This is a genomic window from Allobosea sp. Root483D1 (assembly GCF_001429505.1).
In the GTDB taxonomy this organism is placed as follows: Bacteria; Pseudomonadota; Alphaproteobacteria; order Rhizobiales; family Beijerinckiaceae; genus Allobosea.
In genome coordinates this window covers 103,252-116,117 of sequence record NZ_LMJW01000020.1, presented here as the reverse complement: position 1 = coordinate 116,117, position 12,866 = coordinate 103,252, and the positions used below count along the sequence as shown (strand labels likewise).

Genomic DNA, 12,866 nt, shown 5'->3' with positions numbered 1-12,866 from the left:
CATGGCCGACGGCGCCGCGACGCTTGCCCAGCCCGAGAGCCTGTGGCTCGCTACCGCCTCGGCGGAGCCATTCTCGGCCCCGCCGCTCGCCGGCGAACGCAGCGTCGAGATCGCGATCGTCGGCGGCGGCTTCACCGGCCTGTCCGCGGCGCTGCATGCCGCCGAGATCGGCGCCTCCGTGGCGCTGCTGGAGGCCGGGCCGATCGGCTATGGCGCGAGCGGCCGCAATGGCGGGCAGGTCAATCCCGGCGTCAAGCTCGACGAAGCGGCGCTGTCGGCCCGCTATGGCGAAGCCGGGCGCGGGCTTCATCGGCTCGGGCAGGAGGCGCCCGATTTCCTCGCCGAGCTGGTCGAACGCCAGAGGCTCGCCTGCCGCTTCGCCCGGCCGGGTCTGCTGCGCCTGGCGCATCATCCCGCCGCGCTCGCCAGCGTGCGGCAGGCCGCCGGCGGGCTGCGCAAGGCCGGCGTCGCCGCCCTGGATCTCGACGCAGCCGATGTCGAGCGGCGCGTCGGCACGACACGCTATCTCGGCGGCCTCTACGATCCGCGCGGCGCGAGCGTCCAGCCGCTGGATCTCGCCCGGGAGCTGGCCCGCGTGGCCCGCAGCGCCGGCGCGGAGCTGTTTCCGAACTCGCCGGCCCTGTCACTGCGGCGCGAGGCCGGCCGTTGGCGCATCCCGACGCCCGACGGTGTGCTGTTCGCCCGCAAGGTCCTCGTCGCGACCAATGCCTACAGCGACGCGCTCGTACCCGGCCTCGCGCAGTCTCTGCTACCGGTGAACAGCTTCCAGATCGCGACCGCGCCGCTCGGCCCCGAGCATGCCGGCATTCTGCCTGGGGCCGAGACGGTCTATGACAGCCGCCGGCTCGTCCTCTACTTCCGCCGCAGCCCGGACGGGCGGCTGATGCTGGGCGGGCGCGCCTCCTTCCTGTCGTCGCGCGAGACCGCGCGCGACATCGCCGATTACTCGGTGCTGGAAGGGGTGCTCCACGGCATCCTCCCGGCACTGCGCGACGTGCCGATCGCCTATCGCTGGACGGGGCTGGTCGGCATCACCTTCGACTATCTACCCCATTATCACGCGCTCGAAGACGATCTGCATGTCATGGTCGGCTATAACGGCCGCGGTGTCGCGCTGGCCAACCGATGCGGCGCCTGGCTCGGCCGCAACCTCGCCGGCAAGCCGGAGACGACCAGCCTGCCGAACACGCCGATCAAGCCCTTCCCCTTCCATTTCGCCCGGAGCGCCGTGCTCGACCTCGGCATGAAATGGAACCGGTTGCTCGATGGGTTCGGCCGTTGAAATCAGCCAAGCTCGGTGGCACTACGAACCCGGCGCCCGCGATCAGATTGCCCGAAAGCAGACTCCCTAGACGTCGGCAATGGGCCAGGCGCCGACATGCGCGAAGTCCGAGGTGGGTCGTCGGCGCACTCGACTCTCGGCCGGCATTTCAGGCTGCTGCGCTTCCACAATCGGATTCTGGAAGCGTACGGGAGGGGTTCTGGAAAACCGGTGCCCAAGACGTGCAGGCTGTTAGAGATCGATATCTGTACCGGCGGTCCTATCAGAGCCGGGCGGCGCTGCCCATCGCGCGTCTGTCGGTCGATACTGCTGTGTGATCGCGACGAGCTTGCCTTTCAGTGTGGTGGCGACGTGATTGCCGATGACTGCGCGTGCAAAGCCAGCTGGGGTAAAGCCGGGCACGAGTGGCGCGTTGGTGCCCATGAAGCTGCGGTAGCCGGGCTCGCTCAGGAACGGCTGGTCCCAGTCGACCGCGCGAGCGCTGAAGCTCAGGTACGTCATGAAGCGCGCGCCGATGCCGAATAGGCCGCTCATATTGATGAGGACGCGGATGCCGGCGACCTTGAGGATGAACTCGCCCTGCTGGCCCCAGCTTGGAACTGTGCCGGGCTCGGCGGCGGTGAGATCGGCAAGCTGGCAGCCAGGGGCATCGGGGCCGGCGAGAATGCCCGGCTCGCCGTGATTGAGGCGCAAGGCGAGATGGCCGGCTTCCTCACGAAGCGCGATGGCGGTCTTTCCGTCGCCAGCCAGCATCGCGGCATGATGCCGGGCGATGAAGTCGCGGTAATAGGGCAAGGCCGCTTCCAGCGAGCTGGGAAGGTGACCGATGGCACGGTTGAGCGCAGCCGCCTGGTTCGCCTTGTCGGTCTCGGCGAGCAGGAGGTCGAAGCCGAGTTGGTTGGGGTCGGTTGCGCTGCGCCGCTTCATGAAGGTAGGCCGTCGGTGAGCGGCTCGACCGGGTGGATGAAGGCGAGGAGGAAGTCGGCGGCGCGCTGCGCCTGGCCGGCGGCGGTGAAGATGGCACGCTTGTCGGCCTTGAGGACCTTGAGCCAGCAAGCGATGTAGGCCGCGTGGTCCTCGCGGACCTGCGGCGTGAGCTGGAGCTGGGCGCAGATGAAGGCGGCCCCGAGTTCAGCCAGGAGTTCCTCGGCGGCATAGGCGGCATCGCCCCAGCGTGTGCGACTGAGGTCGCGGTCGAGGCGGGTCGAATGGCCCGTCCAATGGGTCAGTTCATGGCAAAGCGTGGCGTAGTAGCCCTCGGCTTCGTTGAAGCTGGCGAACGGCGGCATCTGGATGTGGTCGCCGCTGGGACTGTAATAGGCCCGGGGCCCGCCATGGCGGACATCGGCTGCCGTTGCGGCGACGAATGCCTCGGCCTGGGCGTTGCGCGTGTGGTCGGGGATAGCCTCGAGCGGCCGTGGGATGAACCGGTCCGGCAAGCCGTCGATCTGGTCGGCGTTGAAGACGGCGTAGGCTTTGAGGAAGGGGATGCCGCGCTCGACCTCGGCCCCGGCCTCGTCGATCTCGGTCCGGTTCAGCGTCCCGGCATAGACGACCTGGCTGGCCCGCTCGCCTTTACGAACCTGGGCGCCGAGCGCTTGGGCTTGCTTGAAGGTCAGCCAGTGGGGTGCGACGAAGCCCTTATTCGCCGGCGCCGCGAACAAGGCCTCGACCTTCCGCGCCAGCAGCTTGTCACGTGGCTCGAAATTGAAATCGCCTTCGTAGCGAGCCCTGACCGCTTCGGCGAGTTCAATGCCCCCGCGCATCAGCACCTGCGAGACCTGGTTCCGGCTCGTCTCGTCGAGCTGACCGGCGAGTTTGTGCTTGCGCAACATTGCCTCGCTGATGAAGGCGACACTGCCGAACTCGTTAGCGCCGAGGTCGGCGCGCGCCTGCTTGGCGACGGTGCTGAAGTGCTCGGCGCGTCGGACTCGAACCTCCTCCGGGATGCGCCCATGCCTGAGCCGCAGTTTGTTTTCCTGTTCGAGAACGTAGCCATAGAAATCCTGCACGATGGCCGCGAGCTGGTCGTCTGAGAGCATGGGGTCGCAGCGGCTTTCGTCGAAGAGCGATTCTGCCGCTAAATATAGCTCCCGCGACCTGATCCCGGCGAGGTGAAGTTCGGAGGTTCGCAATGAGCAGGTGATCTCGCGGCGCCGAAAGCGCGGGCGTAGATCAAGCGGGATGCCGCGGCGGAAATGAAAGATGCGGTTTCGTTGGACGACGTTGCGGAGAAGACGCGCCAAAATGGTGCCCTTTGTAGCAACCGGACGGGCAAATCGCATTGCCGGACCTATGAGGGCAGCAGAACCGCTTGTAAATCAGCGCTTTACATGAAAGTGGCTGGGGCGCCAGGATTCGAACCTGGGAATGGCGGTACCAAAAACCGCTGCCTTACCGCTTGGCGACGCCCCAATCTGCGCTGCCTTCTAGAGCGCGTCGCGAGCGCGTGCAACATCGGATCACGCACGTCCCGTTTCGATCGCGATGCGCGTGGCCCGCATTGATCCCACCCTTTGCCGAAAAGATTGCACAACCCATATCCTTGGCTGTTGCGCTGCGGCGGCGGGCTGGCTATAAGCCGGCCACCAGTTAATCGGAGTGTGGCTCAGCCTGGTAGAGCACCTCGTTCGGGACGAGGGGGTCGCAGGTTCAAATCCTGCCACTCCGACCAAAATTTCCCGAGATAGTCCAAGATCTTGCGAGAACAGCCCTTCGGGGCTTTTTTCTTGCCCAGCGGATTTCCTGGGAACCACCGGTCCTCGCCTGCGCTGTTGAGCGCGACCCCGCCCGCCTGGTTCGGGCGCTGCTTCGGCCCGGCCGAGAGGACAGCTTCAGGCGACCCGGATGCGGCCGAGGAAATCGGCGACCTCGGTGTCGAGATCGGCCGACTGACGCGACAGCACATCGGCGGAATCAGCGACATGGTTGGCCGCCTCGCCGGTCTCCTCGGCGACGCGGCTGACGATGTCGATATGCCCGCCCGCCGTCACCGTCTCGTCCGCGGCGCGCCTGACGTTTTCGGCGATGCCGGCCGTCGCCACGTTCTGCTTCTCCACCACCGCCGCGACCACGGAGGAGATCTGGTTGAGCGCGTCGATCGTCGCCGTCATCGCATCGATTGCGGTGACCGCATCGGCGCCGGAAAGGCCGATCGCGTCGATCTGGTTCTGTATCTGCTCGGTCGCCCGCCAGGTCTCGTCGGCGAGTCCCTTGATCTCGTGCGCGACCACGGCAAAGCCACCGCCCATATTGCCGATCCTGGCAGCCTCGATCGAGGCGTTGAGCGCCAGGAGATTGGTATGCCGGGCGATGGTCGAGATCACCTGGGTGACATTGCCGATCTCATGCACCTTGCGCGAGAGTTCGCCGACCCGGTCGAGCACGGTGAGCGCCTGCTGCGTGGTATGCCCGACGAGGCGCGCAGCCTCGTTCACCTGGCGGTCGACCTCGGTGAAGGAGCTGGCCAGTTCCGATGTCGTCTCGGTGATGGCGACGACGTTGGAGGAGGACGAGCGCGATGCTTGCAACGCCGCCATGGAACGCTGCGACACCTCCTCCGCGCCGGTGCGCATCTGCTCCGAGGCAGCCCTGAGCGACGCGATCGAGGCGATCACCGCCCGCGCGATGCCGGCGATCTTGCGCTCGAACTCGTTGGCTAGGTCGTGCAGGATGCGGCGGCGCTCATGCGCGGCCTGCGCCGTCGTCGTGGCGACATCCCGGCGCGCCTCGTCGGCGACGCTCCTCGCCGCCTGTGCCTCGGTGCGTTCGTGTTCGGAGGCTTCCACCGCCTGCCGCAGAGACCAGACGATCCAGCTCAGCACCACCGCCTGAACCGCCACGATGGCGCCGTGCAGCAGCGCGCGGCGCAGATCGCCGCCGCCCGGAAACACACCCATCGAATTGACGAAGCTCAGCACGAGATGGTGAGCGGTGATGGCGAGCGACGCCGGCAGGAAGATGCGCCAGTCCAGCCAACCGGCCAGCACCGCCAGCATGGCGAAGAAATACATGTGCAGGTCGACCTGATAGGGATGCCCGGCAAAGGCATAGACCAGCAGCATGACCTGGCCGACCAGCACGACACTGGACACCTGGCGCGTAACCCAGCCGATCCGGTCGATCCGCCAGGCGAGGGTGCCCAGGATCGCGAGCGCCGTGCCCATCGCCGCGAGATTCAACTGAGCCGGCCCGCCCGATGGCGTTGCAACCAGGAGCAGCCCGACATTCGTCCACAGAATTGCCATCAGGAGCCTGGCGAACCGCGCACGGAGCCGCTCGACCTCACCCATTTGCGAGGCTCCTTGCCTGACGGATGCAGGTTTGCGCCAGCGAGCCGTCAATGACGAGCCAGGCGCCCGCCCGATAGAGGGACGTCGCATAATCGCGGCCGTCGCCGACGCTGATCGCGACGGCTGCGGTGCCGTCCAGTTGGAGGAGGCTGCCCCCGGCCGCGGCGACGGCACGCGCCATCTCCGGCTGGGACGTGCCAGACCGAAAGAAGGCCGCGATCGGCTGCCCAGGAACGGGCCAGGCAGCGACCAGAAAGGCGGCCAAGGCGATGGCCAGGCTGAATATCAGCCCGAAACCGATTTCACGCATCGCGTGCCCCCCCGGCATCGATCCGCAGTTGGTAATCCGTCGAAAAGAGTGCGGCCGCCGGACTTTACAGGTGGTAAACAGGATCGATTACTGTGGATGCGTATTCACCTTCGAGCCAAAACTGGTCTTTATCGGACCAGCAGGCCCGCAGCAGCGTCTTGCATGCAATCCTGAGTGGAAGCCACAGGAGAGGCGATCTTCGGAATCTATCGAACTTCCGTTAGGTCATGTAGCTCCGCGCGCCGTTGCCTCGGAATGGGAGCGGAGTGGCGCGCGGCGGGCCGCTTCGCTATGCTCGCGCCGCAATCTGGAGCCGCGCTCGCATGAAATCCGCCATCCGCCTCATCGCCGTCCTCGGCCTCACGACATTGCTCGCCGGCTGCGACCGCTGCGGCAGTTTGATGGAGCTCGACATGTTCCTGCAGCCGGTCAAGAAGGCCTGCACCGACCAGAAGCCGCAGGGCTGACTTCCCGCTACCGGTGGACAACAAAAAAAGCCGGGGCCAGGCCCCGGCTTTCTGATTCTGTAAAAGCTGAACGGCTCAGCCGCGGCGCTTCAGCACCGACCAGCCGGCTCCGACCAGGCTTGCCGCCAATGCCGCCTTGATCAGGTCGCCGAGCAGGAAGGGCTGCACGCCGAAAGCCCAGGCCTTGGCGAAACCGAGGCCGGTCGCCCCGCTTGCCATCTGCGCGCCGAGCGCCAGCCAAGCGAAGCCCAGCGTCATCAGCGCGATCTCGGCCAGCACCACGCCGCCGGCAAGGCGCCAGAGCGAAGCACCACGCGAGCCGGCCCAGCCGGCGATCGCCGCCGCGGCGATAAAGCCGATCAGGAAGCCGCCTGTCGGTCCGAGCAGATAAAGCGGGCCGGCCGCGACCGGCGGGGTGTTGGTGAAGACCGGCAGGCCGACCAGGCCATAGGCGATGTAGAGCGCGACGGTCGCGGCGCCCAGGCGCGCGCCATAGGCGGCGCCGAGACCGAGCACGGCCAGAGTCTGCAGCGTCATCGGCACCGGCCAGAACGGCACCTTGACCTTGGCGGCGGCGATGATGAGCAGGCTGCCGACGAAGGCGAGCGCGACATTGCGCAGGACGCGCGTGCGCGGATCCGACAAGGCCGGCAGGGCAGCGTTGACCATGGTGGTGGCGGGCAGTGGCAGCGTCTCGGCCATCGGATTTGTCCTTCTTCTTCGGGCGCCGTCGACGCCCGGCTCGTTCGTCTATAGGAAATGGCCCGCCGGCCGACAAGCCGGCGATCATGCCCGCTTCCGGATGTGCAGATGACCAGCGCCACCAAGGACACCTCCGACGAGCCGCTCGACTTCGACCGCGACCCCGGCGCGGCGTCGGGCGAGCTGGTGCAGCTCTCGCCGCTGGTGCGCCGTCTGATCGCCGGCAATGGCGGGCCGATGACCTTCACCGGCACCTGCAGCTATATCGTCGGCCGCGGCCGCATCGCGATCATCGATCCCGGCCCGGACGATCCCGGCCATGTCGAGCGCCTGCTCGCGGCGATTGCCGGCGAGACCGTCACCGACATCGTCATCACCCACACCCATCGCGACCACTCCCCGGCCTCGCGGGCCCTGAAGGCGGCGACCGGCGCGCGTATCGTCGGCTGCGGCCTGCACCGGCCGGCACGCGAACTCGTCCTCGGCGAGATCAACCCGCTCGATGCCGCCGCGGACAGGGACTATGCGCCCGATCTCATCATGGCTGAGGGCGATGCCGTCTCCGGGCCGGGCTGGACGCTTGAGGCGCTGGAGACGCCCGGCCACACCGCCAACCATCTCGCCTTCGCCCTGCCGGAGGAGAACACCCTGTTCTCGGGCGACCATGTCATGGCTTGGTCGACCTCGATCGTCGCCCCGCCCGACGGCTCGATGGTCGCCTACATGGCCTCGATCGAGAAATTGCGGGGACGTGGGGACCGACTCTACTGGCCCGGCCATGGCGGCCCGGTGCGCGAGCCGCAACGCTTCCTGCGCGGGCTGGTCCAGCACCGCCGCCTGCGCGAGGCGGCGATCCTCAGTCGTCTGCAGGCCGGCGACGAAACGATCGCGGCAATGGTACCGCCGATCTATCAGGAACTCCCGGCGGCGCTGCGCGGCGCCGCCTCGCTCTCGGTGCTGGCCCAGCTCGAGGATCTGGTCGCCCGCGGCATCGTGTTCTGCGACGACAAGGCGCCGCTGCTGGCGAGCCGCTACCGGCTGGCTTGAGGCTGCTCCGTCATTGCGAGCAAAGCGAAGCAATCCAGAGGCGGAAGTGCTCTACGGCCGCGGAAGTGCTCTACGGCCTTGGATTGCTTCGTCGCTGCGCTCCTCGCAATGACGGGAAGCGCAGGACGATCTGTCAGCGCAGCTCCACCAGTAGCTTCACCTCCTCCTCGAAGGCGGCGATTCGCTTGGCATTGGCGCCGAAATCGAAGCCGCCCAGCCGCGAGGCCGAGCGGACGTCGATGCGGCTGCCGTCAGCGCGCGGCCGGATGCGGATGGTGATGTCGTCGACGAGGCGCAGCACGCGCGAGCGCGCGACCGCATCGAGCCGCCCTGCCCCGCTGCGCCCACCCGGCGCCGCGCCTTCCAAAACCTGCCAGCCGAGGTTGACTGAAGCCTTGCGGGCGATGTCGTAGGCGACCTCGGCCGGCAATTCGAGCACGATCGGCAGCGCCTTCGGATAGCCCTGGCGCTGCGCCTTGCGCCGTTCGGCTGGAATATCGGGCGGCACGATCCCGCCTCTGGCGGTGAGCGCGACGCGCGAGCGACTGAAGGCCGGTGGTTCGTCGATATCGGTCGAGACGTCCGCAAGGAGCGGCAGCGTCGCGAGCTGGAAGCCGCCATAGGCGACCGGGGCGAGCAAGAGCAGGCAAAGCACGAAGGCCTGCACGGCGATGGCGATGCCGCGATGCCCGTCCTGCCAGATCCTGACGAAGGCGGCGAGCGCCAGCAGGAAGGCCAGCAGCACGAAGATATAGGCGCCGGCGATCGGCGCCAGCCTTTCGACCGAAGGCTGGCCGAAACGGAAGATCAGCACGGCGAGCGCAACGACCGTCAGTCCGAACAGCGCCAGCCGCCGGCTCCAGATCGCCGCGCGTGAGACTGGCTCTTCGAAGACGAGACGCCGGTGCATCTCTCTTAGGTGGCGGAGCACCGGGAGGAAGGCAAGCCGCGAGCTCCGTCGGTAGTCGCCAGCCAGATACCCGCGCCGACGACGATGATCCCGACCACCAGATTCCAGCCGATCGGCTCGTTCAGCATCAGCGCCCCCACAAGCGATGCGGTGACCGGATTGACCGTGACCGTAACGGCGACGCGCGTCGGCGAGGCGCGCTCGAGGGCGAAGGCCCAGAGATAGAACGTCAGGGCCGCCCCGAATGCGCCGAGATAGACCGCCGCCGACCATTGCTGCCAGCCGAACTGCGCCACGGCGGCAAAGCTGCCTCGCAGCGCCGAGACGGCAATCAGCATGAGCGCGCCGATCGCCATCGCGACCGCCGTGAACGGGATCGGGCCGCAGCGCCGGATGACCGGCTTCGACCAGATGCCGTAGAGCGCCATGCAGAACGCTGCCGCGATCATCAGGAGATCGCCGAGCCACGCCATCGGCGGCGCCTGGCCAAGGCCCGAGAGGAGCGCGAAGCCGACCCCCGCCATGGCGGTCAGCACGCCGACGGTCTTCCGGGCCGTCAGTGCCTCGCTACCGAGCAGCGCGCCGACCACGAGCGTGAGGAGCGGCAAGGTCGATAGCGCCAGAGCGCCGCGGGCGCTGGTCGTGTAGATCAGGGAGGCGTTGAACAGGACGGGAAAGACCGCAAAGAAGAGCAGACCGAGGCCGGCGGTCTGCAGCCAGTCCCGGCGCTCCGGCCAGCGCTGCCCGGAGATCAGCGCGATCGGCGCGAGCAGCAGGCAGCCGATGCCAAAGCGGAACGATCCGATCGCCAGCGGGTCGAGATAGGCGACGAGATAGCGGGTCGCGCCGATCGAGGTGCCCCCGAAGGCGCTCGACGCCGCGGCAGCCAGCACGCCCCAGAACTCGGCCATGCTGGCTGCCTCCGGCTATCGCGAACCGCGCCTGATCGCTCAGTCGATCGCCCTGACCGCCCCCTTGGCCGCGCTGGTCGCCAATGCCGCATAGGCTTTGAGCGCGGTCGTGACCTTGCGCTTGCGCGGCGCCGCCGGCTTCCAGGCATCCTTGCCCTTGGCCTCCATCGCCGCACGCCGGCGCGCCATCTCCTCGTCGGAGACCTTGAGGCTGATGCCGCGGTTCGGAATGTCGATCTCGATCACGTCGCCGCTCTCGACCAGGCCGATCGCGCCGCCCTCGGCGGCCTCGGGCGAGACATGGCCGATCGAGAGGCCCGACGAGCCGCCCGAGAAGCGCCCGTCGGTGATGAGCGCACAGGCCTTGCCGAGCCCCTTCGATTTCAGATAGCTCGTCGGATAGAGCATCTCCTGCATGCCCGGCCCGCCGCGCGGGCCTTCATAGCGGATCAGCACGATCTCGCCGGCCTTGACCTTGTTGTTGAGGATGCCCTCGACCGCCGCGTCCTGGCTCTCGAAGATCACCGCCTTGCCGGAGAAGGTCAGGATCGAGGCGTCGACGCCGGCCGTCTTCACGATGCAGCCGTCGAGCGCGATATTGCCGTAGAGCACGGCAAGGCCGCCATCCTGCGAATGCGCATGCGCCTTTTCCCGGATGACACCGGTCTCGCGATCGAGGTCGAGCTCCTCGTAGCGCCGGTCCTGGCTGAAGGCGACCTGCGTCGGCACGCCGCCGGGCGCGGCGCTGTAGAACGAGCGCACCGCCTCGCTTTGGGTCTGCCTGATGTCCCAGCGCTCCAGCGCCTCGGCCATCGTGGCGCTGTGGACCGTAGGCAGCGAGGTATCGATCAGCCCGGCCCGGTCGAGCTCGCCGAGGATCGCCATGACGCCGCCGGCGCGGTGGACATCCTCCATGTGGACGTTGGCGACGGCCGGGGCGACCTTGCACAGCACCGGCACGTTCCGCGACAGCCGGTCGATATCGGCCATGGTGAAGTCGATCTCGGCCTCATGCGCCGCGGCGAGCAAATGCAGCACCGTGTTGGTCGAGCCGCCCATCGAGATGTCGAGCGTCATCGCGTTCTCGAACGCCTTGAAGCTGGCGACATTGCGCGGCAGCACCGAGGCATCGTCCTGATCGTACCAGCGCTTGGCGATGTCGACGATGAGATGGCCGGCCTCGACGAAGAGGCGCTTGCGGTCGGCATGGGTCGCCAGCGTCGAGCCGTTGCCCGGCAGTGCAAGACCCAGTGCCTCGGTCAGGCAGTTCATCGAATTGGCGGTGAACATGCCCGAGCACGAGCCGCAGGTCGGACAGGCCGAGCGCTCGATCACGTCGACCTCGGCATCGCTGAGATTGCTGTCGGCGGCGGCGACCATGGCGTCGACCAGGTCGACCTTCTTCAGCACGCCCTCGGCGATGTACTTGCCGGCTTCCATCGGCCCGCCCGAGACGAAGACGACCGGGATGTTCAGGCGCATCGCCGCCATCAGCATGCCGGGCGTGATCTTGTCGCAATTGGAGATGCAGACCATCGCGTCGGCGCAATGGGCGTTGACCATGTATTCGACGCTGTCGGCGATCAATTCGCGCGAAGGCAGCGAATAGAGCATGCCGTCATGGCCCATGGCGATGCCGTCATCGACCGCGATGGTGTTGAATTCCTTGGCGACGCCGCCGGCCTTCTCGATCTCGCGCGCGACGAGCTGGCCGAGATCCTTGAGATGGACATGGCCCGGCACGAACTGGGTGAAGGAGTTCACCACCGCGATGATCGGCTTGCCGAAATCCGAGTCCTTCATGCCGGTGGCGCGCCAGAGGCCGCGGGCGCCGGCCATGTTGCGGCCATGGGTGGTGGTGGCGGATCTCAGCCTCGGCATGCTTGACCTCTTTGACGCTACGTCCGAACAGAAGGGCTCGCCCTATAGCTAGCGGCGACGCACGGCCAGCCAAAATTGAATTATTCGATTTTGATCATCGGCGCTGTCCATGCTGCGGGGCACAACGCCATGCGGCGTTGCCCTCGCTTGTCGGCCGATGGCTCCCTCCCCTAGCATGCCGAACCGAATGGGGACGGGATTGGACATGACGGATATCGCTGCGCGGACAAAGGCACCGCCGCTCTCGGCGACCTCGCCGATGTACAATCTCCCCGAAATGCGCGCGCTCTATCTGGCCTTCTGGAACGCGCTCGTCACCGAGCTCGGGCCGGAGGCCGGAGAGTTGCCAGAGGCCTTCTCCTTCGACCGCCCCGCCGTTCCCGCTGCCATCGGCCCCGAAATCTTCTTCTCGCAGACCTGCGGCTACCCGCTGCAGACGATCTATCGCGGCCAGTACCAATTGCTCGGCGTGCCCAGCTACGACGCGCCGGGTTGCAGCGAGGCGAGCCATTGCGCTTTCATCCTCGTCGGGGACGATTCCCCTTTCGAGACCGTCGAGGACCTGCGCGGCACGCGCTTCGCCTGCAATAGCCGGCAATCCAACTCCGGCATGAACCTGCCACGGCGGCTGATCGCCCCCCTCGCCGGCGGCAAGCCGTTCTTCAGCGAAATCGTCGAGACGGGAACGCACCCGTTCAGCATGGCGCGCGTCGCCGCCGGCGAGCTCGACGCCGCCTCGATCGACTGCATGACCTATGCCTATTTCAGCGAGCACAGACCGCAGGCCGTGGCGGGGCTGCGCGTCATCGCGGAAACGCCGCCGAGCCCGGCCATACCCTTCGTCACCTCGATCGCGACCGCACCGGCGCAGGTCGAAGCTCTGCGCGCCGCGCTGCTCGCCCTGTCGGCGAAGCCGGAGCACCGCATGGTGCTGGCGGCCTTGCGCATTGCCTCGATCGGCCCGGCCTCGCATGCTCCTTACGAACGCATCCTCGATTACGAGCGGGAGGCCGCCGAGCTGGGCTATCCCGAACTGGTGTGAC

Annotated in this window: 12 protein-coding genes, 2 tRNA genes and 1 pseudogene; 5 read left to right on the top strand and 10 right to left on the bottom strand. The window is 67.3% G+C overall.

What is annotated here, in order from left to right; all coding sequences use genetic code 11:
* The first annotated feature begins 1 nt into the window (after position 1).
* Positions 2-1,303 carry an NAD(P)/FAD-dependent oxidoreductase gene (locus ASE66_RS19145; protein ID WP_057191311.1) on the top strand — a complete coding sequence of 434 codons (1,302 nt, stop codon included), beginning with the start codon at positions 2-4 and terminating at the stop codon, positions 1,301-1,303.
* A gap of 231 nt (positions 1,304-1,534) precedes the next feature.
* Here the strand turns inward: ASE66_RS19145 and ASE66_RS19140 are convergent, their stop codons facing one another.
* From ASE66_RS19140 to ASE66_RS19130, 4 genes and pseudogenes are all read right to left on the bottom strand, one after another.
* A complete protein-coding gene (locus ASE66_RS19140; RefSeq protein WP_057191310.1) occupies positions 1,535-2,230 on the bottom strand; it encodes a hypothetical protein in 696 nt (231 codons plus the stop codon).
* On the bottom strand, positions 2,227-3,345 hold the full coding sequence (locus tag ASE66_RS19135; protein ID WP_057191309.1) for an ArdC family protein: 1,119 nt from the start codon (positions 3,343-3,345) through the stop codon (positions 2,227-2,229). Before ASE66_RS19135 ends, ASE66_RS19140 begins: the two co-directional genes overlap by 4 nt.
* Before the next feature lie 21 nt (positions 3,346-3,366).
* Positions 3,367-3,588, bottom strand: a pseudogene (locus tag ASE66_RS33990) (DUF6538 domain-containing protein); the annotation flags it as partial.
* A gap of 55 nt (positions 3,589-3,643) precedes the next feature.
* Positions 3,644-3,718: transfer RNA gene (locus tag ASE66_RS19130), tRNA-Gln, on the bottom strand.
* A 182-nt stretch (positions 3,719-3,900) separates the two neighbouring features.
* On the opposite strand from ASE66_RS19130, the gene ASE66_RS19125 reads away from it, so the two are divergent.
* Positions 3,901-3,977: transfer RNA gene (locus tag ASE66_RS19125), tRNA-Pro, on the top strand.
* Between the two features lie 160 nt (positions 3,978-4,137).
* Here the strand turns inward: ASE66_RS19125 and ASE66_RS19120 are convergent.
* The gene (locus ASE66_RS19120; protein WP_057191308.1) at positions 4,138-5,595 is read right to left on the bottom strand and encodes a methyl-accepting chemotaxis protein; all 1,458 of its coding nucleotides are present in this window, start codon (positions 5,593-5,595) and stop codon (positions 4,138-4,140) included.
* On the bottom strand, positions 5,588-5,905 hold the full coding sequence (locus ASE66_RS19115) for a hypothetical protein (RefSeq protein WP_057191307.1): 318 nt from the start codon (positions 5,903-5,905) through the stop codon (positions 5,588-5,590). Before ASE66_RS19115 ends, ASE66_RS19120 begins: the two co-directional genes overlap by 8 nt.
* Before the next feature lie 323 nt (positions 5,906-6,228).
* On the opposite strand from ASE66_RS19115, the gene ASE66_RS32170 reads away from it, so the two are divergent.
* Positions 6,229-6,372 carry a hypothetical protein gene (locus ASE66_RS32170; protein WP_156412242.1) on the top strand — a complete coding sequence of 48 codons (144 nt, stop codon included), beginning with the start codon at positions 6,229-6,231 and terminating at the stop codon, positions 6,370-6,372.
* A gap of 75 nt (positions 6,373-6,447) precedes the next feature.
* Here ASE66_RS32170 and ASE66_RS19110 read toward each other — a convergent pair whose 3' ends face one another.
* Positions 6,448-7,074 (bottom strand): biotin transporter BioY, encoded by a 627-nt coding sequence (locus tag ASE66_RS19110; protein WP_082613575.1) that lies wholly within the window; start codon positions 7,072-7,074, stop codon positions 6,448-6,450.
* Between the two features lie 108 nt (positions 7,075-7,182).
* On the opposite strand from ASE66_RS19110, the gene ASE66_RS19105 reads away from it, so the two are divergent.
* A complete protein-coding gene (locus ASE66_RS19105) occupies positions 7,183-8,121 on the top strand; it encodes an MBL fold metallo-hydrolase (RefSeq protein ID WP_057191306.1) in 939 nt (312 codons plus the stop codon).
* 133 nt (positions 8,122-8,254) lie between these two features.
* Here the strand turns inward: ASE66_RS19105 and ASE66_RS19100 are convergent, their stop codons facing one another.
* From ASE66_RS19100 to ilvD, 3 genes are read right to left on the bottom strand one after another with little or no spacing between them, the layout of a single operon-like run.
* Positions 8,255-9,031: a DUF1499 domain-containing protein gene (locus tag ASE66_RS19100; RefSeq protein ID WP_057191305.1), complete on the bottom strand. Its 777-nt coding sequence runs from the start codon at positions 9,029-9,031 to the stop codon at positions 8,255-8,257.
* Positions 9,032-9,036: 5 nt separating this feature from the next.
* Positions 9,037-9,942 (bottom strand): DMT family transporter, encoded by a 906-nt coding sequence (locus ASE66_RS19095; protein ID WP_057191304.1) that lies wholly within the window; start codon positions 9,940-9,942, stop codon positions 9,037-9,039.
* Positions 9,943-9,981: 39 nt separating this feature from the next.
* A complete protein-coding gene (ilvD, locus tag ASE66_RS19090; protein WP_057191303.1) occupies positions 9,982-11,823 on the bottom strand; it encodes a dihydroxy-acid dehydratase in 1,842 nt (613 codons plus the stop codon).
* A gap of 205 nt (positions 11,824-12,028) precedes the next feature.
* Here ilvD and ASE66_RS19085 point away from each other — a divergent pair, with 205 nt between their 5' ends.
* Positions 12,029-12,865 carry a phosphate/phosphite/phosphonate ABC transporter substrate-binding protein gene (locus tag ASE66_RS19085; RefSeq protein ID WP_200964619.1) on the top strand — a complete coding sequence of 279 codons (837 nt, stop codon included), beginning with the start codon at positions 12,029-12,031 and terminating at the stop codon, positions 12,863-12,865.
* The last annotated feature ends 1 nt before the right edge of the window (position 12,866 follow it).

Bases quoted from the DNA above. Each gene is read 5' to 3' on its own strand.
- ASE66_RS19145 (WP_057191311.1), top strand. From the start codon at position 2: ATGGCCGACGGCGCCGCGACGCTTGCCCAGCCCGAGAGCCTGTGGCTC.
- ASE66_RS19140 (WP_057191310.1), bottom strand. From the start codon at position 2,230: ATGAAGCGGCGCAGCGCAACCGACCCCAACCAACTCGGCTTCGACCTC.
- ASE66_RS19135 (WP_057191309.1), bottom strand. From the start codon at position 3,345: ATGCTCTCAGACGACCAGCTCGCGGCCATCGTGCAGGATTTCTATGGC.
- ASE66_RS19120 (WP_057191308.1), bottom strand. From the start codon at position 5,595: ATGGGTGAGGTCGAGCGGCTCCGTGCGCGGTTCGCCAGGCTCCTGATG.
- ASE66_RS19115 (WP_057191307.1), bottom strand. From the start codon at position 5,905: ATGCGTGAAATCGGTTTCGGGCTGATATTCAGCCTGGCCATCGCCTTG.
- ASE66_RS32170 (WP_156412242.1), top strand. From the start codon at position 6,229: ATGAAATCCGCCATCCGCCTCATCGCCGTCCTCGGCCTCACGACATTG.
- ASE66_RS19110 (WP_082613575.1), bottom strand. From the start codon at position 7,074: ATGGCCGAGACGCTGCCACTGCCCGCCACCACCATGGTCAACGCTGCC.
- ASE66_RS19105 (WP_057191306.1), top strand. From the start codon at position 7,183: ATGACCAGCGCCACCAAGGACACCTCCGACGAGCCGCTCGACTTCGAC.
- ASE66_RS19100 (WP_057191305.1), bottom strand. From the start codon at position 9,031: ATGCACCGGCGTCTCGTCTTCGAAGAGCCAGTCTCACGCGCGGCGATC.
- ASE66_RS19095 (WP_057191304.1), bottom strand. From the start codon at position 9,942: ATGGCCGAGTTCTGGGGCGTGCTGGCTGCCGCGGCGTCGAGCGCCTTC.
- ilvD (WP_057191303.1), bottom strand. From the start codon at position 11,823: ATGCCGAGGCTGAGATCCGCCACCACCACCCATGGCCGCAACATGGCC.
- ASE66_RS19085 (WP_200964619.1), top strand. From the start codon at position 12,029: ATGACGGATATCGCTGCGCGGACAAAGGCACCGCCGCTCTCGGCGACC.